Here is a 25,679-nt window from a genome sequence, read left to right on the forward strand (position 1 = left end):
ATGTCCGCCATGAGACCGACCCATCTCCCGAAGCGCCTGCGCGCGGGAGGACTCGCCCTGGCCGCCCTCGTCCTCGTGGGCGCGGGAGCGATCGTCGCGCTGGACAGCGGCTCCGACGAGGCCCCGCGGACAGAGCCGGTGTCCGCCAGGCGCGGGACCGTGACCGCCGCGGTGTCGGCCGCAGGCAGCACCGTGGACGACGGCACCCGCGAGCTGGCCTTCGGCGGATCGGGGACGGTCACGAAGGTCTACGTCAAGGCCGGGGACAGGGTCGGCAAGGGGGACGTACTCGCCAGGATCGGTCCCGAGCCCGCGCGCGAGCGCCACGCCGCCGCGAAGGCGCGGCTCGCGGCGGCCGAGGAGGCACGGGAGGCGGCGGAAAGCACGGGCACGACCGGGACCGGGCAGCAGAGCGGAGGCCAGGCAGGGGCCGAGCAGCCGGGTGATCAGACGACGGATCAGACGAGCGATCAGGCAGGGTCCGACCGCTCGGGTGGTCAGACGGGAACCGACCGCTCGAACGATCGGGCAGGGTCCGACCGCTCGGGGGGTCGAACCGGTTCCGACCGGCCGGGGCCCGCCACGCGGACCGGCTGCGAACCCACGGCGACGCGACCCCCTGGAGCGGGCGCCACCGCCACCCCTTCCGTCCCCGCCGAGGCTCCGGAGCCCGTGCGCACGATCTCGCCACCCCCGGCACCCGCGCCGACCGAATCGACGCGGACCGTACAGATCGCTCCCGCGGGCGGGATCGTCCCCGCCGGGTACCGCCTCACGACGGCCCCCACCCCCGTTCCCGTACAGGACTCCATGTCCGTACCGGCGCGATCCCCGGCCGCGACGCCCGCGCCCACCTCGACCGCGACACCGACGGTGACGGCGCGTCCGGATGACGGCTCTCCCTGGCCCGCCCCGACGGTCACCGTCACCGTGACGGCCGCCCCGACGGTGACCGTGACGGCCACCGCCACGGTCACCGTGACCGCGAGGCCCGAAGGGAACGGACCGCCCACCATTCCCACCGGCCCCTCGGCCGGTCCCGGCGAGCACCCCGGACCGACGGCGAGCCCCACCCGCCCCACCGGGACGGCCGTACCGACCGCCAGGCCCACCGCCACCGCGTGCCCCACCCCGAAGCCGAGCGCGAGCACGGGAACGGGGGCCGACCGGGGCACGTCTCCGAACAGGGACACCGGACAGAACACCCGGCAGGGTCCTCAGCAGAGCGGCGGAACCGGGCGGGGGGCGCTCACCGTGGAGCAGGCCGATGCTCGTGTGAAGGAGGCGCGGGCGGAGCTGACCGACGCCACGAAGGAACTCGCGGGCGTGCGAATCGTCGCCCCCCTCGACGGCACCGTCATGTCCGTCGCCGGAGCGGTCGGCGACCGCGTGGGCACCGGCACCTTCCTCACCCTCGGGAACCTGGACGAACTCCAGGTGGAGGCGCTGTTCACCGAGTCGGACATCGGCAGCCTGAAGCCGGGACAGCAGGCGGCGATCACCCTCGCCACGCGACAGGGAGAGAAGTACCCGGGCAGCGTGACAGCCATCGCACCCACCCCGACCACGAGCGACCGGCTGGTGCGGTACGGCGTCACGATCGCGTTCGACGCCCCTCCGCCGAACCTCCTCGTGGGCCAGACCGCCTCGGTCACCGTGACCGTCGCCGAGTCCGCGGAGACGCTCTACGTCCCCGCACAGGCCGTACGGACCGGAGACGGAGTCTCCAGGGTCACCGTGCGGGGCGGCGCGGAGCGGGTCGTGGAGACGGGGGTCCGCGGCGACCGCTACGTCGAGATCACCTCTGGACTGTCCGAGAACGACCAGGTGATACTGCCCGGCGCAGCGGAAGGGGAATTCCCCGACAGCAGCTGGCCGGAGGCCGACGCCCTCGGTAGAGGCTGACCGGAGCCGCCGGACATCGACAGGGAACCTCGCGGCCTCTCAGGGAGCGCCCGTCGGGCTGACCGGAGCCGTCGGACATCGACAGGGCTCCGGGAACTTCTCGCGGCCACCGGCCCCAGGACCGACTCCGAGCCGTCACGCATCGGCAAGGGGATCATTCGGCAGGGCAGGTCGTGCCCGGCCTGGGAAGTCCCAGGTCGGTCAGGTACGTGGTGGCGTGTCGGATCGGGCACTTCTTGCCCATCAGGTACAGGGCATGGCCGGGTCCTTCGTAGGCGACGGTGACCGACCCCGGGATCATCTCGGTGAAGCTCTCCGTCAAAAAGTAGTCGCCCCGCGTGCTGCCGGCCCCCAGGAACGGCGGCAGTCCGCGAGTCGGCAGCGGGCGGGGCGGGTTGGCGATGTGGAGCGGCCAGCCGGCGCACCCCAGGGCCTCAAATGACGCTACCCCGCCGAAGTTCGGCGAGATCTTCCGCGTCTGCCTGCGGAACTCCTGGAGCTGGGCATAGCCGGTGTAACCACGGCCGTCAGCACAGGTCATAGCGAGCATCCCGGGCATGGCCCACACCCGCGTGTTACCGAGGGCGAAATCGGCGAAACCGGACCCGTCGCCGCCCCGGGCCTTGTCGACCGCTTCGGCGAAGGCCAGCCAGTGAGAGTTTCCCTCCCCCGGCTCTGCGGGGAATCCGAGGCTCTTCAAGTGCCATCCGGTCAGCTCCTTGCCGAACTCGGACGTGACCGGGATCGGCCGGCGATCGGCGTCTCGGGTGAGCTTGCGCCAGACCGCCCCGACGTCCTCTCCGTGCAGCGCGCAGGCGGGGGTGGTCGCGCACCAGGTGGTGAACTCGGTGAATGCCCGCTCTCGAAGGGGCATGAGTCGCAGCCACTGGTCGGGCCAGCCGTCGGCCTGATTGACCACCCCGTCGAGATACATCGCTCGGATGCGCTGCGGGAACAGCCGGGCATAGGCGGCGGCGGGCACCCCTCCGTAGGAGTTGGCCATGAAGCTCAGTCGTTCCTCGCCCAGGCTCTTGCGGACCGCCTCCATGTCTCTGGCCACCGACAGGGAGTCCATCCGGGAGAACAGTCCGGTTTTATCCGCTTTCTGGCACGCGGTGAACGCCTTGGCCATCGCCGCGGTCAGCGCCCTGTACTCCCTCTCGTCACGAGGGTCGGACAGGGACGTCCCCGGCTGCATGCACGACTGCGGCAGCCGGTCGCGCCACACGGCGTTGCGGGGGTTGTAGGCGACGAGGTCGAACCTGCGCCCCAACTCGGTGAGGCTGCCCGCCACCAGCTGCAGGTCCTCGATCCCCCTGGCCCCGGGACCGCCGGGGACACCCAGCACGCTGCCGATCCTGCGCGCGGGCTCGGTGGCCGGCAGCCGGGCCAGATCCAACGTGACCTTCGGTCCGTTCGGCCTGGCCCAGTCCACCGGCACCTCGATCGCGGCGCACCGCATGCCCGCCGGCATCTCCTGCCCCGCGCAGTCTCGCCACACCGGCTGCCCGCCTTGGGTCTGCCCGCCTTGGGCGGCGGACGCCGCCGGGATCATTCCCGCCAGCGCCGCCACCGTCATACCGGCGACCAGCCATGTGGCCCGGCCGCGCAGGCCCCGTTTCCTCGTTGTCATCATGCTGATCACCCTGACGAAAACGGATGACACTCCACCACCGGGACATCCTCCGCGTTGGCTCGGGATATCCCCCACGAAATCTTCGGCTGTCCCCGCCGGCGAACGTCCCTCAAGCTGGATGGCGGACCACCGGCAGGCTGTCCGTCAGGGGGCAAGGGCGTGGGCAAGCGGGTAGGGGGCGGTTCCAGCCTGCGGCGTGCGCCGATGACCGCTCCGGCGCGGACGTGGCGCGAGCTCGTTCACGCGCTGATCACCGCTCCGGCGCGGGGACGGGCATGGCGCGAACTCGTTTACGCGCTGACGATGCCGTTGATGGCGGGAATCGGCCTCGTCCATCTCGTTCTCGTACTGCTCAGCGTGGCCATGACGGTCAACCTCGTCGGAATACCGATGCTGGCCCTGAGCGTGTTCGCGGCCAGGGGGCTCGGCACGGCCAATCGAGGGCTGGCGCGGGTGCTGGCCGGAGTGCGGGTGACCGCCCCTGCCCCGTTCCGTACCAGGCCCGGCCTGTTGAACCGGCTCGGAGCGGCGCTCGGTGACGTGACGGGATGGCGTGCCGTCATCCACGGGCTGGTCCGGCTGCCGGCGGCCGTCGTCGCCTTCGCCGTAGCCGCCGGATTGTGGGGAGGCGGCCTGCTTCTGCTCTGCTGTCCCCTGTGGTGGCGATCCCCCGCCTTCGCGCACCTGTCTCCCAGCGGTTGGCCGGGAGCGGTGCTGATGAGCGCGGCCGGGCTGGCGCTGCTGCTTCTCGCCCCCTGGGGTGTCCACCACGCGCTGGCCCCCGAGCGGACGCTCGCCAGGACGCTGCTCGGGCCGGATCCCGGCGCCGCGCGAATCCGCAGGCTGGAGCAGGCGCGCGCGATGGCCGTGGACGACGCGGCCGCGAGACTTCGTCAGGTCGAGCGCGACCTGCACGACGGAACGGCCGCGCAGTTGGTGACGCTCGCCCTGAACCTGGGCATGGTCCAGGAAGATCTTGAGCACGCCCATCGTCCCGAACGGCTGGAGCGGGCCCGCGCCCTCGTCGACGGCGCGCACCGCGGTGCCAAGGAGGCGGTGGCCGAACTTCGTGACCTGATCCGCGGCCTCCACCCGCCCGCGCTCGACAAAGGGCTGGAGACGGCGCTGGCCACGCTCGCCGCACGGAGCCCGGTCCCCGTCAGGCTCGAAACCGATCTGCCGGAGCGGCCGGCTCCGGCCATCGAGGCCATCTCCTACTTCTGCACGGCGGAACTCCTCGCCAACGTGGCCAAGCACAGCGGCGCCGGACATGCCTCGGTCGACGTACGGGCGGGTGACGGCCTGCTGACGCTGATCGTGCGGGACGACGGCGTCGGCGGCGCGGCGACGAACACCGGCTCCGGGTTGCGCGGCCTGGCCGCGCGGACCGGGATGGTGGACGGCACGATCGACGTCCGCAGTCCGGCGGGAGGACCTACGGTGATCACCGTCGAACTTCCCCTGCACATCTGAACGGAGAAGCGCATGCGCATCGTGATCGCCGAAGACGCCGTGATGCTCAGGGACGGCCTCCACATGCTGCTCACCTCGCGCGGCCGGCAGGTGGTGGCGGCGGTGGGCGACGGCGACGCGCTCAGGGCGGCCGTGGCGGAACACCACCCCGACATCGCCGTGGTCGACGTGCGCATGCCGCCTTCGCACACGGACGAGGGCCTGCGGGCCGCGATCCAGATCCGCCGTGATCATCCAGGTGTGGGCGTGCTGGTGTTCTCCCAATACGTCGAGACGCGCTACGCCGCCCAGTTGCTCGCCGACGGCGCCCACGGGGTGGGATACCTGCTGAAGGAGCGGGTGGCCGACGTCAGGGACTTCCTGACCGCGCTCGACCGGATCGCGGCCGGGGAGACCGTCCTCGACCCCGAGGTCGTCACCCAGATCATGGGCGCGAGCAGACGCATCGAGACCCTGGGCACGCTCACGCCCAGGGAGCGCGAGGTGCTGGCCATGATGGCGGAGGGACGCTCCAACAACGCCATCGCCAACGCGCTGTTCCTCTCCTACGGCTCGGTGGAGAAGAACGTGACGCAGATCTTCGTCAAACTCGGCCTGTCTCCGTCGGAGAACGACCACCGCCGGGTTCTCGCCGTCCTGCGCTACCTGCAGGCCTGACCCCAGGACACGCGGATATCCCGCCCGGAACCCGGCAGGACACCGGCCACCCCCACCCCGAACAGGCGGACATCCCCGAGCCGCAACCCGGCAGGACACCGATCCCCTCGACCGATCCCCTCCACAGGGGACACCCGCGAACCGGGTCCGGGCAGGACGCCGACCACCCATGAGGCCGGGCCGGGAGCCGACGGCGTCGTACCGGAGGGAGATCAGTCGGATTCCGAGGCGAGGGGGAGGACCACCCGGAACGTCGCCCCCTTGCCCGGGTCGGACTCCACGGCGACGCGGCCGCCGTGGGCCTCGACCATCGCGGCCACGATGGCGAGGCCGAGACCGCTCCCGCCGTCCTCGGGAGCGCGCCGCCCCCGGGCGGAGTCGGCGCGGTAGAACCGTTCGAAGACGCGCTCGCGCTGCTCGGTGGTGAGGCCCGGCCCCTCGTCCGCGACCTCGATGACGGCCATGTCGCCGTCGCTGGAGCCGTCGCTGGAGAGGAGCACCCGTACGGGGGTGCCCTCGGGGGTGTGGGTGAGCGCGTTGGTCATGAGGTTGCCCACGACCTGGCGGAGCCGTACCTCGTCGCCGGAGACGATGAGCGCGGAACCGTCCACAGAGAGCGTGACATCGCGCTCCGGGGCGAGGATGCGGGCGTCGTGGACGGCGTCGGCGGCGATGGCGAGCAGGTCGACCGGGCGCATGACCATCGGCCGCTGCTGGTCGAGCCTGGCCAGCATGAGCAGGTCGTCGACGAGCAGGCCCATCCTGACCGCCTCGGACTCGACCCTGCGCATCAGCGGCGCGGCGTCGATGCCGGGCGCCTGCCGGTAGAACTCGGCGAAGCCCCTGATGGAGGTGAGCGGCGTGCGGAGTTCGTGCGAGGCGTCCGCGACGAACCGGCGCATGCGCTCCTCCGAACTGCGGGCCGAGGACTCCGACTCGGAACGGGCACGGAAGGCCGCCTCGATCTGGGCGAGCATGCCGTTCAGCGACCGGCCGAGGCGGCCCACCTCGGTGCGCGGGTCGGCGTCGGGGACGCGGCGGCCCAGGTCTCCGGCGGCGATCGCCTCGGCGGTGCGCTCGATCTCCTCCAGCGGGCGCAGGCTCCTGCGGATGATCACTACACCGGCTCCGGCGAGCATCAGCACCAGGCCGCCTCCGCCGAGCAGTTCCACCAGCGCGAGCTGGCCGACGATCTGCCGTACCTCGCTCATGTCCACGGCCACGATGAGGCTCTCACCGGTGTCCAACGAGGTCACCCGGACCCGCCAGTCACCGTTCTCGAAGAGCTCGCCGACCCGGCCGTGGGAGATGTCCGGCCCCGGCTTGCCCTCCACGTCGATGCCGCTGAGCAGGACGAGGGTCCTGTTGTTCTTGTCGCGGAGCTCCAGCCTGGCGTCGGAGGGCATCAACTTGCCCCCCAGCGCGATGATGCCCCGGTTGTTCATGCGGCGCAGCGCGGAGTCGGTGGTGATGTCGATCTGGCTGTCGACGCGGTCGATCAGGTAGCCGCGCATGATCGAGACGCTGCCGACGCCGATGAGGGCGAGCGCGACCGTGAGCAGGAGCAGGATGACGCCGATCAGCTTCACCCGCAGCGGGGTCGCGTTGAGCATCACGGAGCCGGTGGCAGGCGCAGCACGTATCCGACACCGCGCAGGGTGTGGATCAGCCTCGGGTCGACATTGTCGATCTTGCGGCGGAGCACGGAGACATAGGACTCCACGATCCCGACGTCGCCCCTGAAGTCGTAGTCCCATACGTGGTCGAGGATCTGGACCTTGGACAGCACCCGTCCCGCGTTCGCCATGAAGTAGCGCAGCAGCTTGAACTCCGTCGGCGACAGCGCCACCGCCTGGCCCTTGCGCCACACCTCGTGGCTCTCCTCGTCGAGTTCGATGTCGGCGAAGGTGAGCCGGGGCGGCCTGGGGCTGAGCTCGCCGGAGTTGGTACGGCGCAGCACGGCCCGGATGCGGGCCACGACCTCCTCCAGGCTGAACGGCTTGGTCACGTAGTCGTCCCCGCCCATGGTCAACCCTCGGATCTTGTCCTCGGTGGCGTCACGCGCGGTGAGGAAGACCACGGGGGTGTCGCTGCCGCCGCCGCGCAGGCGCCGTACGACGTCGAAGCCGTCCATGTCGGGGAGCATCACGTCGAGGACGATGAGGTCGGGCCGGTGCCGCTGGACGGCGGCGACGGCCTCCGTGCCGTTACCCGCCGTGTTGACGCCGAACCCGGCGAACCGCAGGCTCGCGGCCAGGAGTTCGAGAATGTTGGGCTCGTCCTCGACGATCAGCAGACGTGCCTCGGGTGAGTCGGTCACTGGTCTATTTTCACCGGCCCACATGAGAAAGCAGTTAACTGGTCAAGACAGAGGCTAACCCCACAATATGCCTGGCTATCGCCAAACTCGATGTGGCCGCCGGTGAGGGGGCGTTGCGCACGAGGGCGACGCGGCCGTGTACGTCGATCGCGAAGTCGTCCAGCATGCCGCCCTGTCTGTCCACAGCCTGTGCGCGGACGCCTCCCGAGGTCCTCACCAGGTCGGCGGCGGTGAGGGCCGGGACGTAACGGCGCGCGGCCCTCAGGAACGATCCTTTACCCATCGAACCGGCCACCTCCCGCACCCCGGTCCTCCAGTGCCTCGCCGCCAGCCGCCGGGTGCCCCGCCAGGCGAGGGTCCGGCCCAGGTCGGCGAGGTCGACGTTTCGCCAGGAGTAGCCTTCCAGCGCCAGCGCCATGACCGCGTTGGGGCCGACCAGCACCTCGCCGTCGATCCTGCGGGTCAGGTGCACGCCGAGGAACGGGTACCGGGGGTCGGGAACCGGATAGATGAGCCCGCGGACCAGGTCTTTCGCCTCCCCGGCCAGCGCGTAGTACTCGCCGCGGAAGGGGACGATCCGCACGTCGCCGGGGACCCCGGCCATCCGCGCGACGGTGTCGGTGCCGAGCCCGGCGCAGACGATCACCCGGTCGAAGTCGAGCGTCCGCTCCCCCGCCAGGACGCTCACCCCGCTCGCGGTCTCCCGTACGGCACGCACCGGATGGGAGAGCAGCACCGAGCCGCCGCTCTCCTCCACGTCCAGGGCGAGGCGCCGGGCGACGGCGGGGAAGTCGGCGATCGCGGTGTGCGGGGAGTGCACGGCGCCCACGCCGACGGCGTGCGGCTCGATCTCGCGCAGGGCGAGCGCGTCGAGCTCGGCGATGCCGGGAACCCCGTTCGCGCGGGCCCGCTCGGCGATGCTCCGCAGTTCGGGGCGCTCGGAGCCGGTGGAGGCGACGACGAGCTTGCCGACCTCGTCGTACGGGATGCGGTGCTCGGCGCAGTACTGCCGAAGCAGCGCGACGCCCTCCCTGCAGAGCCTGGCCTTGAGCGAGCCGGGGCGGTAGTAGATCCCGGCGTGGACGACTCCGCTGTTGTGCCCGGTCTGGTGGGCCCCGACGCGGTCCTCCTTGTCGAGGACGGTCACGGTGGCCCCGTGGGTCAGCGCCGTCTCCCTGGCCACGGCCAGCCCGACGATTCCCGCACCGACGATCCCGACCTTCATCGCCGGTTCCTCCCTTCTCCTTACGGGTCCCCACGGATTTCCCTCGGGGCCCCCTGTGGAGCGCTCATGCGGTGATCCGAGGTGGTCTGAGTGATCTGGGCAGCCCGAGCGATCTGGGTGATCTGGGTGATCGCGTCCGTTGGGACGAAAGACGCGTCATCGCGTGACACTACCCGCCAGCCTCCCGACCTTGTCGACGGTGAGATGTCCTTCCTGGGCCAGCCAGCGCAGCGAGTCGGCGACGGTCTCCTGGACCGGCCGCAGGCTCACGCCGAGCGCCTCCAGGGTCGGGGTGTCGTACGTGCGGACCATCGTGACCATCATCTCGACGGCGTCCCTGGTCAGCGGGTAGTCGATCTCCTTGATCAGCTTCATCACGTCACCCACGGCCGCCGCGCCGCGCAGCACCGAGCGGTGGATACGGAACCTCCTGCAGCGGTTCCCCGTCACCTCGTCGCAGACGTCGGCGAGCTGCGCCCAGGTGAGGTAGTGCCCGCCCAGCATGAACCGGCGCGGCCCCCGCCCCGGTTCGAGGCAGCGGGCGAGCACGACGGCCAGATCCCGTACGTCGACGATGTTGGCGCCGCCCGCGGTGATCGGCCAGCCCTGTTCCAGCCCGGCGCGCAGGCCCTCCACCATCGCGTCCAGCGAGGGCTGGTACGGCCCCACGACCCCGGCCGGGTAGACGATCGTGATCGGCATCCCCTGGTCCTGGAGCCTCCTCGCGTAGCGTTCGGCGGAGATCTTGCTCCTGCCGTACTCGTTCCTCGGCGTGGAGAGCGGGCTCTCGGTCGTGATGACCGGCCCGGCCGGGGGCACGAAGACGCCAATGGTGGAAATATGCACGATCGGGTCGAGACCGAGTTCCACGGCCTGTCCAAGGACGTTCTTCGCCCCGGTCACATTCGTACCGCCCAGATCTCCGGCCTGGCCGATGATCCCGATTTCCGCGGCGGCGTGAATGACCGCGTCGCACCGTTCGAGCCCGTCCCGCACGGCCGCCGCGTCGCGGATATCGGCCGTGTGCAGGGGGACCTCCTCCGTCACCCCGACGGCGGCGAGCACCTCGCGTGTTTTCCGGGGATCGCGTATGAGAAGAAGCGGTTCATGCCCGTCGGCGAGGAGCGCGGCGACCGCATGCGAGCCGACGAAACCTGACGCTCCGGTCACCAAAACGCGCATGCCTGAAAGTTATCGGCAACCATCACCGCAGGAGAAGGGATAACCGGCCTGGTTCTTAACCGTCATTGCCAATGCGGGAAACAAGCCCAGGCCGGTCAAGGAATACGCGAATATGTCGGGGCAATAAATCGTTATGCGGTCATTCATTTTCGCCACGAGATCACGACCCGCACCACCTCCGAGCCGTGAGATCACATCTCGTGCCGCCTCCCGGGGGCGGCACGAGACCACGAGCCCACCGATTTCCGAGGCCGGCGCGAGATCCCCGGACCGGCTCCTGGGGGGAAGGGCGGCCGGCGGGTTCCCACAGCCGTTACGCACATGTCTCCCGACCGTCGCCCACCCCGGTGGCACGGAGGGGTATACCTTGATCAGGCCGGATGGCGGCCAGAACCGACCGCGTCACCGGGTGGAGATACGAGGCGATGAGCAGAGAACTCTCCATCGACGTCGATCGCCAAGAACACGCGGACTGCGCCGTGATCACGGTCGTGGGTGACATCGACCACAACTCCAGCGAGTTGCTCAGGGAGACGATCGAACGACTGGTCGCCGACCACCGACCGCGGATCGTCATCGACGCGGAAGGCATCACCTTCTGCGACTCCACCGGGCTGCGGGTGCTCCTGAGCGGTGCGCGGGTGGCCTCGGAGGCGGGCGGGTGGCTGCGTCTCGCCGGAATCTCGGACGTCCTCAGCCGCCTCCTGCGGATGACCGACCTCTCCACCTGGTTTCCCGTCGATCCCGATGTGACGACCGCCCTCGACCGTGCCGCCCGCCGCGACACCCAGTCCCCCGGCTGAGTGAGCCTCCGAGGTCCCTCAGCGGGTCTTGCGGGCGATCAGGGTGATGGTGCCGATCGCGCCCGTCGCGATGACCAGCCAGAGGAGCACGGCCAGGACCGGCACCCCGGCCTCCGCGCCGTCACCCGCTGTTTTCGTGTCCTCACCGGTCCTCGCCCCGGCGACCGGGGTGGGCACCGGCTCGCCGGGGGTGTCGGAGGTCGGTGTGGGGGCCGCCTGGCGTAGGGCGGAGGCGGGTTCGGAGGCGCCGAGGGCCGCCGCGGGCAGCGGCACCCGGTAGACCGGGCTGCGGCTTCCCTCGCTACCGGTCAGCAGGTATCTGCCGTCGCGGGTGTAGGTGATCGACTCGGCCTGTTGCAACTCCGGCATCGTCACCCGGGCGATCTGCTCTCCCGGGGCGCGGTAGACCGTGGCCGAGAAGTAGGTGCGGATCACGAAGCTCGATCCGTCGGGTGCGTAGGCGGCGTCGGTGGCCATGATGGGCGCGGGCCCGACCTTGCGGAGGATGTTGACCCTGTCGGTGCGCAACCGCTTCGGTGCCTGGTAGACGGCACCGGCGAACTGCTTGGTCACGATGTAGAGGCGGCCGGTGTGGGGGTGCACCATGATTCCCTCGGCGTTGCGCCCGCCGTCCTCGTACCGGAACCGGTAGCGCACCGCGGGGACGACGGCGTCCCTCATCACGGCGGGTTCCGCCACCTTGTATACGGAAATATCAGGCCATGCCCCTTCCAGGTTGTCGCCGATATCGGCGAACCAGAGCACCCCCTGACCGGTCCGCGGGTCGGTGGACGCCGCCATGCCCTCCCAGTCGCGGGACTCCGCCCCTCGCAGGGTGAAGGTCGCGCGGGTCCGCCCGTCGGGGCCGACCGCGTAGAACACCGGGCCCGCGGAGCTGTCGTTGTGGGTGTAGTAGATGTCCTTGCCGGTCGGCGAGACCGCCAGCCCGCTCGACTCGGTGATCCGGCTGTCCTTGAAACGGAAGAGGATCCGCGCCCCGTCGTCCGCCCCCGCCTCCCGTTCGTCGCCGGCCCGCGCGCCCTCCACGCCCTCGGCCTCCCGCGCATCCGCCCGTACGCCGTCCCCCGTGTCCGCCCGTACGCCGTCCCCCGTGTCCGCCCGTACGCCGTCCCCCGTGTCCGCCCGTACGCCGTGTCCCGCGTCATCCCGAACGCCCTCACCGTCGCCGGCCCGCGCGCCCTGGCCCGCGAGGACCGTGGCCACGGTCAGGCAGGCCACCGCGAACACGCGAACCACGACTTCCCCCCGCTTACTCAGCATTCAGCCATCATGCCCCGGCCGTGCGTACGGGCGGCACAGACGTGGCGGGTCCGACCGGCGCCGATTTCTCACGCAATCCACTCGCCTGGAGTGCACTCCAGGTACCTAGGGTGGACACATGGACTATACGCAGCTTGGCCGTACCGGCCTGAAGGTCAGCCGCCTCTGCCTGGGCACGATGAACTTCGGCCCCCTGACCACGGAGGACGACTCCTTCGCGATCATGGACCACGCCCACGAGCTGGGGATCAACTTTTTCGACACGGCCAACGTCTACGGCTGGAAGAAGGGCGAGGGCGTCACCGAGCAGATCATCGGCCGCTGGTTCGCGAAGGGTGGCGGGCGCCGCGAGAAGACGGTGATCGCCACGAAGCTCTACGGCTCGATGGGCGACTGGCCCAACGAGGGCCAGCTGTCCGCGCTCAACATCCGCCGCGCCGCCGACGCCTCGCTGAAGCGGATGCAGACCGACTACATCGACCTCTACCAGGCGCACCACGTCGACCGGAACACCTCGTTCGACGAGTTCTGGGAGGCGATGGACATCCTCAAGCAGCAGGGCAAGATCCTGTACGTGGGGTCGTCCAACTTCGCGGGCTGGCACATCACCAAGGCCCAGGAGAGCGCGCGGCGCCGCAACAGCCTCGGCCTGGTCTCCGAGCAGTCCCACTACAACCTGATCGTCCGTGAGCCCGAGCTTGAGGTGATCCCGGCGTCCGAGGACTACGGGGTGGGCCTGATCCCGTGGAGCCCGCTCGCGGGCGGCCTGCTCGGCGGCATCCTGCGGAAGATCGACAAGGGACGTTCGGCCTCGGAGCAGATCACCAAGCAGCTGGACAAGCACCGCGACAAGATCGAGCGCTACGAGGAGTTCTGCGACGAGCTGGGCGAGGACCCGGCGAACGTCGGCCTGGCGTGGCTGCTCCACCAGAAGGTCGTCACCGCGCCGATCATCGGGCCGCGCACACTCGACCAGCTCGACGGCACCACCAGGGCGCTGGAGATCGTTCTAGACGAGAAGGCCCTCGCCCGCCTGGACGAGATCTTCCCCGGCTTCAAGACGGCGCCCGAGCACTACGCCTGGTAGCGCCGGGAGGCTAGGACACCAGGGCGCCGATCACCACGAGGAGCACGAGCAGTGCGAGCACCGTGGGCAGCAGCCAGCGACGGGGACGATCCACGCCCTGGAGCCTAGCTCTGCCCACGGGGTGCGCGCGCCCCCGGGCGCCGTTCCTCGACCGTCTCGTGGCGGTCCCCGGCCCCGCAGCGGGTCCGGCCCTCGCGTTCGACGGCGAGAACGGGCTCGTCACGCACCGGTGGCGGCGGGGATTCCACGAACGGCCGCACGCGACCTCCTGCCGATCACCCTCGTCAGCATTATGGCCACACCGCAACCGATCAGGGTGAGCGCACCGCCCACCATGACCCCCGCGCGCGGGCCGCCCAGCTCGGAGATCCAGCCGAGCAGCGGCGCGCCGATCGGGGCTCCGCCGGTGAACACGAGCACGTAGATCCCCATCACCCGTCCGCGCATCTCCGGCGAGGTGGCGAGCTGCACGCTGGCGTTGGCCGCGGTGTTCACCGAGATCAACGCGATGCCCGCGGGCACGAGGGAGATCAGGTACAGCGGGTACCACGGGGCCAGGCCACTCGCGATCTGGAACAGGCCGAACGCGACCGCGCCGCCGACCAGCAGTCTCCGGCTGGGTCGTACCCGCCGTGCCGCCATGAGCGCACCCGCGAGAGCACCGACCGCGAACATGCTGGAGGCGAGCCCGAACGAGGCCGCGCCCGCCCCGAAGACCTCACGCGCCATGAGCGCGATCGACATCGAGAACGACTGCGTGAACAGCGAGACGAAGGCGACCAGCAGTATCGGCATGAGCAGCTCGGGCCGCGCCATCACGTACCGCAGGCCCTCGCGGAGCTGCCCCTTCGCCCTCGGCACCGGCTCTGGGGTGGTCAGCTCGGAGGTGCGCATGAGCAGCAGACCGGCGAGCACGCCCGCGAAGGACAGGGCGTTGATCAGGAAGATCGGGCCGGTGCCGCCGAACGCGTAGATCAGGACACCCGCGACGGCCGGGCCGACCACGCGGGCCAGGTTGAAGCTCGACGCGTTCAGCGCGATCGCGTTGGACAGGTCCTTGCGGCCGACCATCTCCACGACGAACGACTGCCGGGTCGGCACCTCGACGCAGGCGATGAGGCCGAGCAGGAACGCCATCGCGAACACCTGCCAGACCTGGGCCGAGCCGGTCACGACGAGCACGCCCATGGTGAGCGCCAGCAGGCCCATGAACGACTGGGCGACGATCAGCAGCAGCCGCTTGGAGTAGCGGTCGGCGAGCATGCCGCCCCACAGGCCGAAGAGCAGCAACGGCAGGAACTGCAGCATGACGGTCACGCCCAGCGCGAAGGCGCTGCCGTTGGTCAGGTCGAGCACGAGCAGGTCCTGCGCGGTGCGCTGCATCCACGAGCCGACGTTGGAGACCACGCCTCCGGCCGCGAACAGCCGGTAGTTGTAGACGCGCAGGGAGCGGAACATCCCGCCCCGCGTCTCGGGCACGGGCTGGGCCGTCCCGCTCTCCGTGGCCTGCAACTCGCTCGCGGCGGCGGCCCGCGCGGCCCGCCGCCGCCTCATCCTCGCCCTCAGCCCGATCTTCTTGCGTGGGCCCCCGCCCGGCTCACCCGCCGGATTCGCGCCGGTTTCCCCGCTCGACTCTCCGGCCGGACTCGCGCCGGACTCCCGGCCCGGCGCGTCGTCCCGCTCCCCCTGTGACCCCTGCGACCGCGTTCCCGCCTCGCCCCCAGGCGCGGCAGAGACCTCGGCGCCGTGTGGGATCCCGGCGTCATGTGAAACCCGGGCGTCGTGTGGAACCCCGAGTTGCTCGGGTTCTTCCGGTTCTTCCGGTTCTTCGGGTTCGGCTAGATCCGGCTGAGCTTCTCCAGTATCGGAGCCGCCTGCCGGAGCGTCGCCCTCTCCTCGGGTGTCAGCTCCTTCAGCCGCTGTGTCAGCCACGCCTCCTTGAGGCGCCGCTCCTCCCTCAGCAGCGTTGAGCCCTGCTCTGTCACGCTCACGGTCACCTGGCGCCGATCGGTCGGGTGCGGTGTGCGTGACACCAACTCCCGCTCGGCCAGCACGGCGATCACGCGTGTCATCGAGGGCGGCTGCACCTTCTCCAACTCGGCCAATTCGCCGGGGGTTATCGCGGAATGCCGTTCTACGGCGGCGAGCGTCGCGAGCTGGGTGGGCGTCAACGAGTGCACCGCGGCCTGCCTGCGCAGGCGTCTGTTCAGTCGTGCCAGCGACACGCGCAGAGCCGAAGCGAGACCGGCGTCGCTGCGCAGGCTCGCGACGTGGTCCTTCCTGGGGTGGTTCATTAGCGTAAGTCATTACCTTTGCTAACTATATACGGATGCACGTGATTCCCTCCAGAGGGGTTTTCTTCTTGGCGCGGGGCCGTACAGCGTGCCAGACGGACGGGAGATCGCCAACCCGCCCGGAGCACCCGGGGTTCCTCGCCGGGAACCCCGGGGAGAGCTCGACACCCAGTGGAAACGCCGGCGGGTCCGGCCGTACTCCCCCTGCGGAAGCCGAGGTCTCTCGAAGGAGCGACCTCTCACACCAGGATCTCACCGCCCGCCTCGCCCCTCGAAGCCGCCGTCGCACATCCCGAAACGCCGGCGGAAGGGCGGCGGGGTGCCACCCGGCTTCTCGTCCTCACGCGGCGCCGGATCTCATGGAATTCTCAGTTCGGGATGAGGGAGGTCTCAGATGCTCAGCCGACCATCGGTCCGGTAAGTGCCATGCCCTTCATCGGACAAGGAGTTACATGAACCGCACCAAACGCATGATCATAATCGCCGGCGCCGGCACCGCTCTCGCCGCCGGACTGACCGTCCCCGTGGCGGCCTGGGCGACCAGCCCCACCCCCGCGCCGTCGTCCTCCTCCTCGGAGACCCCCGGCACCGCCACCGACGGCCCGCGCGGCCCGCACGGCCCGCGCGGCGGTCACGGTGGTCTCCATGGTCCCGGCCACCACGAGGAGATGGCCGCCAAGCTCGCCGAGATCCTCGGGGCCGACAAGGACAAGGTCACCACGGCCCTGGAGGAGATCAGAAAGGAAGGCGGTCCCGGCCGGCCTCCCAAGGCCCCCGAGCAGGACGAGGCGGAGAAGGCCGCCCCGCAGGACGAGCCGAACGTCCCGCAGGATGAGCCGAAGAAGGCCGCCCCTCGGGAACGACTGGCCGAGGCCCTGGCCGGCAAGCTCGGGATCAGCGCGGACAAGGTCGTCGCGGCGCTGGAGACGCTCGACCAGCAACACCGCGCCGAAGCCGAGACGGCCTTCGCCGAACGACTGAAGGAGGCCGTCACCGCCGGCACGCTCACCCAGGCCGAATCCGACGCCGTCCTCAAGGCGTACCGCGCGGGCCTGATCCCCGCCGGCCCCCGGGGACGCTGAGCACAACCGCACGGGAGCACGTACGGCCGTCACGGTGATCGCCTTCCAAGGCCCACCGTGACGGCCGTACCTCGTTCTCAGGAGTTCGGCACGGCGTACGGGACGCGCTCACGGGCAAGGCGAGGCGGACGACCCATACGCCGCTGCTACCTGATTTGGATGCTCGCGAGCATCCAAATCAGGTAGCAGCGGCCCTACCGTCCCGTCGACATGATCTGGGACGGGAAACCGCAGGTCTTGGGCCGCGGACGCCACTCTGGTGCGCCGGTAGCCGCTCTCGGCTCGCCACGGCGTACGAGAACGCGGAAGGCCGTCGCGATGACCACCTTCTTGGATCATCGTGACGGCCTTCCGCGCGTCGCTCAGCCGAGGCCGAGCATGGTCTTGATCGGGCCGAGTGCGAAGTAGACGACGAACAGCCCCGCGACCGTCCACATCAACGGGTGGACCTCGCCGGCCTTGCCCTTGATGGCCTTGATCAGCACGAAGGTGACGAAGCCCGCGCCGATGCCGTTCGCGATCGAGTACGTGAACGGCATCAGGACGATGGTGAGGAACGCCGGGATCGAGATCTCGTAGTCGGTGAAGTCGATCTCGCGGATGGCGGTCATCATCAGGAAGCCGACCACGACCAGGGCGGGAGCCGCGGCCTCGTAGGGGACCACGGCGACGAGCGGCGAGACGAAGATGGCCAGCAGGAACAGCACGCCGGTGACGACGCTGGCGAGGCCGGTGCGTGCGCCCTCGCCGACACCCGCGGCCGACTCGATGTAGGTGGTGTTGGAGGAGACGGAGGCCGCGCCTCCGGCCGCCGCGCCGATCGAGTCGACGAGGAGAATCTCGCGGGTCCTGGGCAGGGTGCCGTCCTCCTTGATCAGCCCGGCCTGCCCGCCGACGCCCACGATCGTGCCCATGGTGTCGAAGAAGTCGGTGATGAGGAGGGTGAAGATGAGCAGCAGGGCGAGGACGACCGAGACCGAGCCGAAGGCGCCGAGCGGGTCGAACTCCCTGAAGAGCACCAGCGGGTTGTTGAAGCCGAAGATCTGCTCGGGCAGCTGGGGGACGACAAGCTGCCAGCCCGCGGGGTTCGGCTGCTGGCCGGGCGTCACCGAGGCCCCGACGTTGGTGACGGCCTCGACGATCACCGCGAGGACGGTGGTGGCGATGATGCCGATCAGGATGGCGCCCTTGGTCTGACGCGCCACCAGCAGCACGATCAGCAGCAGGCCGACCACGAAGACCAGGATCGGCCAGCTGGTCAGCGAGCCCCCGATGCCGAGTTCCAGCGGCGGCCCGGCGGCCACGCGGCGGACGAAGCCGGCGTCCACGAAACCGATCAGCGCGATGAACAGGCCGATGCCGACGCTGATCGCCGTCTTCAGCTGGGGCGGGATGGCGTTGAACACCGCGGTACGGAACCCGGTCAGCACCAGGAGCCCGATGATCACGCCCTCCAGGAACACCAGGCCCATCGCCGACTCCCAGGACATCTGCGAGGCGATGCCGTAGGTGACGAAGGCGTTCAGGCCGAGGCCCGCGGCCATCGCGAAGGGGACCCTGCCGACGATCCCCATCAGGATGCTGAGCAGTCCGGCCACCAGGGCGGTGCCCGCCGCGACGAGCGGGACGTTGGGCGCGCTCCCGTCTCCGATGAACTGGCCTTCGACGTCCGGGACGGTGGCGATGATCAAGGGGTTGAGCACGACGATGTAGGCCATCGTGAAGAACGTGGCGAACCCACCGCGCACCTCCCTGCCCACGGACGAGCCACGGTCGGAGATGAAGAAGAAGCGGTCAACTTTACTTAATTCAGGATTTTTAACATCGCTCACTCGCGCAGAGTGACAGCGAGCTTTCCTTCTCGGAAGGCCCGGCCGTCGATGGTGATGGTTTCGAGATGGATTCGCGCCTTCACGTGACCCGTTTTGCGAATAGTGAGAGGTCGTCACCTAGTCTGGAGCGCGTGAACCAGCCACGACCTCCGGATCTGCAGCCGTTGAAGACCAACGACACGCTCACGATCCTCACGGGTACCGGCCTGTGGGCCGTCGCCCTGGTCGTCCTTTTCGTCGCGCAGCCGGGCCTCGAGCACCGCTGGTGGATCTGGACCTGTGTCTCGGGCATCTGCGGCGGCCTTTTCGGCCTCTGGTACGTGCGCCGCCGCAACCGCCGCCCGCCGCCCGAGGCCGAAGGGCCGATCGAGCCGACCACCACGATCACGTAAACCCCCGGGCCGCGCCCGGGGGTCCGCCCGCCCGTGGTTTCCCCACCCCGTCGTCGCCGTACTTCACCGTGGGACGCCCCCGAGCGCGCCCAGGGATCATCTCGCCCACGGTTCCGCCTCGCGGCGCCGTCGGCGTCCCCCGAGCGCCCAGGTGATCGTCTAGGTCGAGGCGGTCCAGCTGTCCAGGTCGGCCTCGGCGAGCAGCAGCGGCACCGCCGCCGGGTCGCGCAGCAGCGCCGCCACCGCGAGCCGGTCGCCCCACTGGCCGGACGCCCAGGCGAGCCCGCGCGCCAGCCCCTCCACACCCGAGGCGTGCACCGTGCCCTCGAAGAACCTCCAGGCCGCCGGGACACCGTCCACCAGCAGCCTCTCGTGCTCCACGTAGCCGCTGGGCGCGGTCGGCAGCAGCGACCGTACGGCGGGCGGGACGTCGCGCTTCTCGCCGGAGGACGTCACCTCACCCGCGGCCTCCTCACCGGCGAGCGGCAGGTCGAGCAGCTCCGACAGCGCCTCGGCCAGGTCGAACGGGGCCAGGATCAGCGGCCGGCCCGCGACGAGCGGCAGCAGGTCCGGCGCCTCGACCACGACCGGCTCACCCGCCGCCTCCGCGTCGCCCTCGGAGTCGGCGCCGACGGACAGCACGCGGCCGTCCTCGGCGTCGACGGCGACGATCGCGTCACCGAGGACGGCGCGTACGGCGCGCGGGGGCCCGACACGGGCGGGGTCGACGCCGGCGAGCGCCACCCACAGGGAGCGGAGCTGGGCGCGATCGACCTCCACGGAGGGGTCGCCCAGCAGGTCGAGCAGCTCGTCGGGACCACCGTGGGAGGCGAGCAGGTCGGCCAGCGTACTCCGGACCCCGATCATCGCCAGCGCGGCCTCGTCGACGACGGCGGGGGCGTCCCCGTACAGGCCGAACAGCAGCGGGTCGCCCGCGGGGAGCCGCAACTCCGTGGGGCGCCTGCCGGCGAGTACCGGGTGCGTGGAGAGCCACCAGGCGGTGTAGGAGGGCACCTCCACGACCTCCCCCGCCACCAGGACCCGCAGCGGGTGCAGGACCGAACGGAGCGGCGGGCGCGACAGCAGGGCGAGGGCGGCGGGCCAGTCGGCGACGTACTCCAGGTCGCGTACGGCGGAGAACTCCCTCGCGACCGGCGGCACGGCCGTCTCGGGCAGCAGGTCGAGGACGACCTCCAGCCACTCGTCCTCGCGGTCCAGGTCGTGGTCGCACTCGTCGGGATCGATCATGACGTCGGAGTCGTTGACCACGGCGAAGCCGTCGAGCACCCCCGCCGCCGCGAGCACCCGGGGGCCGTACCGCTCCACCAGCTCCGGCGCGGCCGTGCCAAAGTGCGTCTCGCGGTCGAGCAGCCCGGCGAGCGCCCCGTCGGCGAGGAGCAGCTCGCCCGCCGGGTACAGCTCGCCGTCGGCGCCGCGCAGCGCCAGCTCGGACAGCCAGGGGGCGTCGCCCGCGGTCAGCCCGGCGGCGTCGACCAGCGCGAGCACCGCCTTGGCCACCGGTTCGGAGTCGGGGCTGTCCAGCGACTCCGAGACGGCGGAGCGGGTCAGCGGATCCTCCAGGACGGTACGGGGCGTGGCCTCGCCCGCGCCGAGCCTGAGCAGGAGGGGATGGGCCGCGTCCGGGTGCACGACACGCAATCCGAGCGGTGCGAGGACCGCCGGGTCCAGCCTGGAACCGTCGGTGAGCAGCAGCGTGCCGCGCGGCCCCCTGACCAGGCGGCCGTCGGCCAGCGGCACCGGCAGCGCGCCGAGGGCCTCGGGGTCGTCGGCGGGCAGCACCTCGTACAGCGACCGCCACCAGGCCGGGTCCCTGTCCTTGACGGCGTCGCCGGAGAGCATGTCCACGATGTCGGAGAGCTGCACCCGGTTCACGCCGAGTGCGGTGATCGCCGGATGCCGGGACGGCCATCCCGCGGGCAGCAGTCCGGGGATCATGGGGGCGACCCTCTCCAGCAGCTCGGCCGGGGCCGCGACGACGGACGCCTGCCGCCCGGAGACGACCGGCTCCGCACCGGCGGAGAGCGCGTCCGGGGAGGCGTCGCCCGCCGCGCCGGAGCCGACCCCTGCCGCGTGGAGACCGGCTCCGGCGTCGAGGGGACCGGCGTCGGCGGGGTCGGGGAGCAGGAGCGAGGCACCGGAACCGCCCGGCCTGCCCGACGAGGCCGGGTCGGCGGGCGGCGAGAGCGCGGGAAGCAGCGGGGCGTCGGGGAGCCTGCGCAGGATCGCCCGGCGGATGCGGGCGTCCAGCTCACCCTTGCCCATCATGCCCGGGACGAGGTCGAGGAGCCGGGGAGTGCGAGGCAGCCCGGCGAGCAGTTCCAGGTAGGTGTCGGCGGCACGCTCGACCAGGAAGTCGGTGAGCGGGCCCGGCGCGACATGCCGCCGGTCGGTGGCCATCGGGAACGAGGCGATCAGCAACGCGGGCAGATCCAGCGGCTCGTCGCTCGGCGTGGGCGCGTGCACCACGGGCGGTACCAGCGCGGGCAGCGGCCGAGGCTCCCCGCCCGCTCCGACGAACCCGGAGGACCCGGAAGACCCGGACCTGACAGAGCCGCCCTCGACAGAACCGGTCCCGGCGGCCTCGGACCCGGTGGCGGGCACGGGAGCGGTGACGGGCACCGCCCAGCGGACCAGCCAGTGCGGCCGGGAGCGCTCCTCCGTCGGGCGGTCGGCGAAGAGCTCGGCCACCTGCTCGGGAGTGAACCGCCCGGAGTCCGAGACGACCTTCCAGCCCTCGGAGGTGACGGTCCGCGTCTCGCCGTCCACGTCGATCTCGATCGACTCCAGGGCGGGCAGGCCGAGCAGCAGGGCGGGGCTGGTCTCCCGCAGCATCGCCCGTACGGCCTCCTCGGCCGCCTCGTCACGAAGCGGCAGCCGCACGAGCGTGTCGAACCCCGCGGGGATCTCCACCGGGCCCGCGGGGAAGGGGAGACGCAGCAGCGGTACGTGCCCGCCGCGCTCGGCGAGCTCCTTGGCCAGCTCGGGCTCCGCGGCCACCAGGGCGGCGGTCTGGTCACGGGACCAGCGGACGACCCCGGAGCCGAGCGAGCCGATCACCGGCTCGTCACAGACCGACACCACGGCCGCGAACCCGACGCCGAACCGGCCGGCGGCGTGGGCGTCGTCGCGCTTGGCGGAGACACGCAGCGTGGACAGCCCCTCGATCCCGGATCTGTCGACGGGGGCGCCGACGTTGGCGGCCGACAGCACGCCCTCGCGCAGCGAGAGGCGGAGCCGTCCGGGCACCCCTGCGCGGAGCGCGGCGTCCGCGGCGTTCTGGGCGAGCTCGACGATCAGCCGGTCGCGGTAGCCGCCGAGTGCGAAGTCCTCCTCCGCGTTGGCGTCCTCACGGAAACGGGCGGGCGAGGCCGTCCAGGCGGCCAGGACGGCGGAACGCAGTCGTTCGGTGCCGAAGATGTCAGTCAAGGCGATGCTTCCAAAGGTCGAAGCCCCGCGCGACCAGGTGCCCCGGCCGCGACGGCCAGGACGACCAGTACGGCCAGGACGCCACGGAAGCGGCTCCCGGCCGCGACGGCCGGGTGTGCCGCGGGGGCGGGCGGCGGGGCGGGATGGACCCGGTGGTGCCCCGGGTTGGGAGCGGCCCGGCGACGCCGGGTCAGGAGTGACCGAGCGGCTCGGAGGCGGTGTCGTCCACCGATCCGGCCAGGTCTGGTTCCGAGACGTGCTCGGCGGTGTCGTAGGAGAGGTCGTCGAGGATCGGCGAGGTCGGCTCGACCTGGTGCGGCAGCACGGCGGCCTCGGAGTGGGCGCCGCAACCGTGGTCGGCGGCGACGACCCGCCCGTCGTCGGGAGCGTACTCGTTCGCGCAGACCCCGAAGCCGGTGCGCAGCGCGCCCGCGAGCGGCCAGTAGAAGCCGCAGGTGGAGCACTGGGCGGGCGCGGCGTGCGCGAGCGGGGTGTGCGGTCCCGACTCGCCGGAGTGCCAGCGCCGCACGGCGCGGTCGCGGCCGATCGGGGAGAGCACCCTGGCCCGGCCGAGACCGTACTCGAAGATCATCTGATGGTCGGAGTCGTCGTCGGTCTCGGTGAAACCGGGCGCGAGCCTGTCGTCGTCGTCGGAGGTGGGCAGCAGGTCGCCCACGCCGAGATCGCCGGGACGCAGCCTCTCGCTCCACGGCACCCACTGCGGCGGCATCAGGGCCCCCGAGCCGGGCAGGAGCACGACCTCGCTCACCGTCACGTTGCGCGCCCGCGAGGCGCGGGCGACCGTGACGGCCCAGCGCCAGCCCCGGTAGGCGCGGTCGAGACAGGCGAAGTAATGGGTGACGACGCGGTCGCCCTCACCCTCGACCCCGAGGTGCTCGCCCACCTCTCCGGGCCTGACATTCTCCTCGACCGCGGCTCTGGCCAGGTCGACGGCCGCGACGCACGCCTGGTCAAGGACCACGGCGCGGGATCGAGTCCGACTCATGAGTCGCCTCCCGTCAGCCTCGCAGCACGACGGCTGCCGTCCCTACCGGCTGGCTCGCTCACTGCGCTCACAGTTCATTCTCGCCCATGCCCGGAGCGAACGGCACCGTGGACATCTAATCACCCGGGAAGTGATCCGGCGCCCCGGAGACCGGCCGTCATGGCGAACCCGGGCGAGGTGGCGGACTCCGATCGCCCCAGGAGCGATCTGACGCACCCCGGATCCCCACGAGCAGACAGGCCCGCGGATCCTCTCCGATCATCCCTGGAGTGACCTGACGCACCCCGGAAGAGAACCCGGCCAGGCCGGTGGAGCCCGATCCCCCGGAGTGACCAGCCACCCCCTGAGAGCGCCCCGGCCGAGGCGGTGGCTTCGATCGCCAGGGGAGTGACCAGGCGCACCGGACAACTCACCCGCCCTTCGGGTATGACTGGATACGTGGCAGCTGGGTGGGAACGGGCGCGGAAGACGGTGGGCGATGCCTCCCGGTGGGTCGGCGAGGCCGCCTCCGCCGCGGGCAGGACCGCCGCGCGCGCGGGCCGCGGCACCGGCCGGGTGACGGCGAAGGCGGGCAGGGGGGCGGTCAGCGGCACCCAGCGGGCGGGCAGGGCCGCGCGGCGGCTGACCCACGCGCAGGGCGCGGGCCGTACCGGGCTGGGCCAGCTGATCGAGTTGACCGCCGCGCACAGCGTGGGCGACGCCCTGGTCACCGCGGCCCTGGCCGGGACGCTCTTCAAGCTCCCGGTGAACGAGGCACGCGGCCAGGTCGCCCTCTACCTGCTGATCACGATGATCCCGTTCGTGGTGGTCGCGCCGTTCGTCGGCCCGGTCCTCGACCGGTTCCGCTCCGGGCGGCGTTTCGTGATGGCCGGGACCCTCTTCGGCCGCGGGCTGCTCTGCTTCGCGATGGCGGCGGCGATCGTCCCCGGCGACGTGTTCACGATCTTCCCCGCGGCGCTCGCCGTGCTGGTCCTGTCGAAGGCGTACAACGTCTCCCGCGCGGCGATCATGCCGAGCGTGCTGCCCGCCGACATCGCACTCGTCACGGCGAACGCGAGGGTCGCCCTGTTCGCACTGGTCGCGGCGGGCGTCGCGGTGCCGATCGGCGCGGGCGCCAGCGCCTGGCTGGGCGCCGAGTGGGTGCTGCGCGGGGCGACGGTGCTCTTCCTGTTCCAGGGCGTGCTCGCCGTACGGCTCCCGCGCCACATCGACTCCCCCGATCTGGACGAACTGGACGACGAGGGCGAGGAGCGGCCACCCCGCTGGCGCACGATGCTGAACGTGGGTCCCGTGGTGACCGAGGCGATGCACGCCAACGTCGCCATCCGCCTCTACTCCGGGTTTCTGCTCTTCTACCTGCTGTTCCTCGTCCAGGACAAGAACCTGCCCGGCCTGCCGCCGGTGGTCGCCATCGGCGTGCTGGGAGCGGCCGCCGGGATCGGCGGGCTGGCGGGCACGGCCGTGGCCTCGTGGGTGCGCAACCACTCCCCGCAGGTCATCGTGCTCGGAACGCTCGCCCTGACGACCGCGATCACGATACTGGCGGCCGTCGTCTTCCAGTTGTGGAGCGCGGTGGCGGTCGCGCTCGCGGCCGCGTTCGCCCAGGGCCTGGGCAAGCTCGCGCTGGACGCGATCGTGCAACGGGAGATCGGCGAGGAGGTGCGCTCGTCCACGTTCGGGGTGGTGGAGGCCTTCCTCCAGATCGCGTGGGTGCTGGGCGGCCTGGTCGGGCTCTGGCTCTCGCTGTTCGCGAGCGGGACGGCGGGACTGGCCGTGATGTCCGTGGTGCTGGCGGGTTCGCTCGGCTGGCTGCTGGTACGCCGCCGAGGACGGGTCAAGGAGGTGGACGCCAGGGTCGAGGCCGCGAGAGGTCCGCGCCACTCCCCGTCAGGGCCGCACCCCACGGCGAACGGAGAGCGGCCCTCATCTGACGGCACGCCGGAGGAGCGGGTCGGGTCGCGGCCCGCCGGGACGACCACCGCGGTCGTACACCACGGGGATCCACCGACGGAGAAGCGGACCAGACCGCTCACCAACCCGCACGGCTGAGCCGCGAG

The 25,679-nt window shown here is 71.2% G+C and carries 19 protein-coding genes; 8 read left to right on the plus strand and 11 right to left on the minus strand.

Annotation, left to right across the window (positions count from 1 at the left end; all coding sequences use genetic code 11):
• The first annotated feature begins 9 nt into the window (after nt 1-9).
• A complete protein-coding gene (locus tag AB0B96_RS33935; RefSeq protein ID WP_362905401.1) occupies nt 10-1,905 on the plus strand; it encodes an efflux RND transporter periplasmic adaptor subunit in 1,896 nt (631 codons plus the stop codon).
• 154 nt (nt 1,906-2,059) lie between these two features.
• Here AB0B96_RS33935 and AB0B96_RS33940 read toward each other — a convergent pair whose 3' ends face one another.
• Nucleotides 2,060-3,541: an alpha/beta fold hydrolase gene (locus AB0B96_RS33940; RefSeq protein ID WP_362905403.1), complete on the minus strand. Its 1,482-nt coding sequence runs from the start codon at nt 3,539-3,541 to the stop codon at nt 2,060-2,062.
• Nucleotides 3,542-3,700: 159 nt separating this feature from the next.
• Here AB0B96_RS33940 and AB0B96_RS33945 point away from each other — a divergent pair, with 159 nt between their 5' ends.
• Both AB0B96_RS33945 and AB0B96_RS33950 read left to right on the plus strand, forming a co-directional pair.
• Nucleotides 3,701-5,014, plus strand: a complete 1,314-nt coding sequence (locus AB0B96_RS33945) for a sensor domain-containing protein (RefSeq protein ID WP_362905405.1) — start codon at nt 3,701-3,703, stop codon at nt 5,012-5,014.
• A 12-nt stretch (nt 5,015-5,026) separates the two neighbouring features.
• Nucleotides 5,027-5,671, plus strand: coding sequence for a response regulator transcription factor (locus AB0B96_RS33950; protein WP_362905407.1), 645 nt, complete (start codon nt 5,027-5,029; stop codon nt 5,669-5,671).
• 212 nt (nt 5,672-5,883) lie between these two features.
• Here AB0B96_RS33950 and AB0B96_RS33955 read toward each other — a convergent pair whose 3' ends face one another.
• From AB0B96_RS33955 to AB0B96_RS33970, 4 genes are all read right to left on the minus strand, one after another.
• On the minus strand, nt 5,884-7,284 hold the full coding sequence (locus AB0B96_RS33955) for an ATP-binding protein (RefSeq protein ID WP_362905409.1): 1,401 nt from the start codon (nt 7,282-7,284) through the stop codon (nt 5,884-5,886).
• Entirely contained in the window at nt 7,284-7,991 is a 708-nt protein-coding gene (locus AB0B96_RS33960; protein WP_362520582.1) for a response regulator transcription factor, read from the minus strand. Before AB0B96_RS33960 ends, AB0B96_RS33955 begins: the two co-directional genes overlap by 1 nt.
• Before the next feature lie 34 nt (nt 7,992-8,025).
• Entirely contained in the window at nt 8,026-9,216 is a 1,191-nt protein-coding gene (lhgO, locus tag AB0B96_RS33965) for an L-2-hydroxyglutarate oxidase (RefSeq protein ID WP_362905411.1), read from the minus strand.
• A gap of 156 nt (nt 9,217-9,372) precedes the next feature.
• Nucleotides 9,373-10,398 carry an NAD-dependent epimerase/dehydratase family protein gene (locus AB0B96_RS33970; protein WP_350945772.1) on the minus strand — a complete coding sequence of 342 codons (1,026 nt, stop codon included), beginning with the start codon at nt 10,396-10,398 and terminating at the stop codon, nt 9,373-9,375.
• A gap of 425 nt (nt 10,399-10,823) precedes the next feature.
• Between AB0B96_RS33970 and AB0B96_RS33975 the strand changes: the two genes are divergently transcribed.
• On the plus strand, nt 10,824-11,201 hold the full coding sequence (locus AB0B96_RS33975; RefSeq protein WP_362905414.1) for an STAS domain-containing protein: 378 nt from the start codon (nt 10,824-10,826) through the stop codon (nt 11,199-11,201).
• Between the two features lie 18 nt (nt 11,202-11,219).
• On the opposite strand, the gene AB0B96_RS33980 is transcribed toward AB0B96_RS33975, so the two are convergent.
• Nucleotides 11,220-12,482 carry a hypothetical protein gene (locus AB0B96_RS33980; RefSeq protein WP_362905416.1) on the minus strand — a complete coding sequence of 421 codons (1,263 nt, stop codon included), beginning with the start codon at nt 12,480-12,482 and terminating at the stop codon, nt 11,220-11,222.
• Between the two features lie 118 nt (nt 12,483-12,600).
• Between AB0B96_RS33980 and AB0B96_RS33985 the strand changes: the two genes are divergently transcribed.
• Nucleotides 12,601-13,569: an aldo/keto reductase gene (locus AB0B96_RS33985; RefSeq protein WP_350945775.1), complete on the plus strand. Its 969-nt coding sequence runs from the start codon at nt 12,601-12,603 to the stop codon at nt 13,567-13,569.
• A gap of 219 nt (nt 13,570-13,788) precedes the next feature.
• Here AB0B96_RS33985 and AB0B96_RS33990 read toward each other — a convergent pair whose 3' ends face one another.
• Nucleotides 13,789-15,123 (minus strand): MFS transporter, encoded by a 1,335-nt coding sequence (locus AB0B96_RS33990; RefSeq protein ID WP_362905418.1) that lies wholly within the window; start codon nt 15,121-15,123, stop codon nt 13,789-13,791.
• A 284-nt stretch (nt 15,124-15,407) separates the two neighbouring features.
• Nucleotides 15,408-15,863: a MarR family transcriptional regulator gene (locus AB0B96_RS33995; protein WP_350945778.1), complete on the minus strand. Its 456-nt coding sequence runs from the start codon at nt 15,861-15,863 to the stop codon at nt 15,408-15,410.
• A gap of 452 nt (nt 15,864-16,315) precedes the next feature.
• Between AB0B96_RS33995 and AB0B96_RS34000 the strand changes: the two genes are divergently transcribed.
• Complete coding sequence (locus tag AB0B96_RS34000; RefSeq protein ID WP_362905421.1) at nt 16,316-16,945, plus strand: hypothetical protein; 630 nt, start codon at nt 16,316-16,318, stop codon at nt 16,943-16,945.
• Between the two features lie 362 nt (nt 16,946-17,307).
• Here the strand turns inward: AB0B96_RS34000 and AB0B96_RS34005 are convergent, their stop codons facing one another.
• Entirely contained in the window at nt 17,308-18,777 is a 1,470-nt protein-coding gene (locus AB0B96_RS34005; RefSeq protein WP_362905423.1) for an NCS2 family permease, read from the minus strand.
• Between the two features lie 131 nt (nt 18,778-18,908).
• Here AB0B96_RS34005 and AB0B96_RS34010 point away from each other — a divergent pair, with 131 nt between their 5' ends.
• Nucleotides 18,909-19,169 (plus strand): DUF2530 domain-containing protein, encoded by a 261-nt coding sequence (locus AB0B96_RS34010; RefSeq protein ID WP_362905425.1) that lies wholly within the window; start codon nt 18,909-18,911, stop codon nt 19,167-19,169.
• A gap of 159 nt (nt 19,170-19,328) precedes the next feature.
• Here the strand turns inward: AB0B96_RS34010 and AB0B96_RS34015 are convergent, their stop codons facing one another.
• Together AB0B96_RS34015 and AB0B96_RS34020 are read right to left on the minus strand one after the other, a co-directional pair.
• Nucleotides 19,329-22,616 (minus strand): hypothetical protein, encoded by a 3,288-nt coding sequence (locus AB0B96_RS34015; RefSeq protein WP_362905427.1) that lies wholly within the window; start codon nt 22,614-22,616, stop codon nt 19,329-19,331.
• Nucleotides 22,617-22,806: 190 nt separating this feature from the next.
• Nucleotides 22,807-23,622 carry a DUF3027 domain-containing protein gene (locus AB0B96_RS34020; RefSeq protein ID WP_350945783.1) on the minus strand — a complete coding sequence of 272 codons (816 nt, stop codon included), beginning with the start codon at nt 23,620-23,622 and terminating at the stop codon, nt 22,807-22,809.
• A gap of 438 nt (nt 23,623-24,060) precedes the next feature.
• On the opposite strand from AB0B96_RS34020, the gene AB0B96_RS34025 reads away from it, so the two are divergent.
• Complete coding sequence (locus tag AB0B96_RS34025; RefSeq protein WP_362905429.1) at nt 24,061-25,671, plus strand: MFS transporter; 1,611 nt, start codon at nt 24,061-24,063, stop codon at nt 25,669-25,671.
• The last annotated feature ends 8 nt before the right edge of the window (nt 25,672-25,679 follow it).

This window comes from Streptosporangium sp. NPDC049046 (assembly GCF_040649155.1).
In the GTDB taxonomy this organism is placed as follows: domain Bacteria; phylum Actinomycetota; class Actinomycetes; order Streptosporangiales; family Streptosporangiaceae; genus Streptosporangium.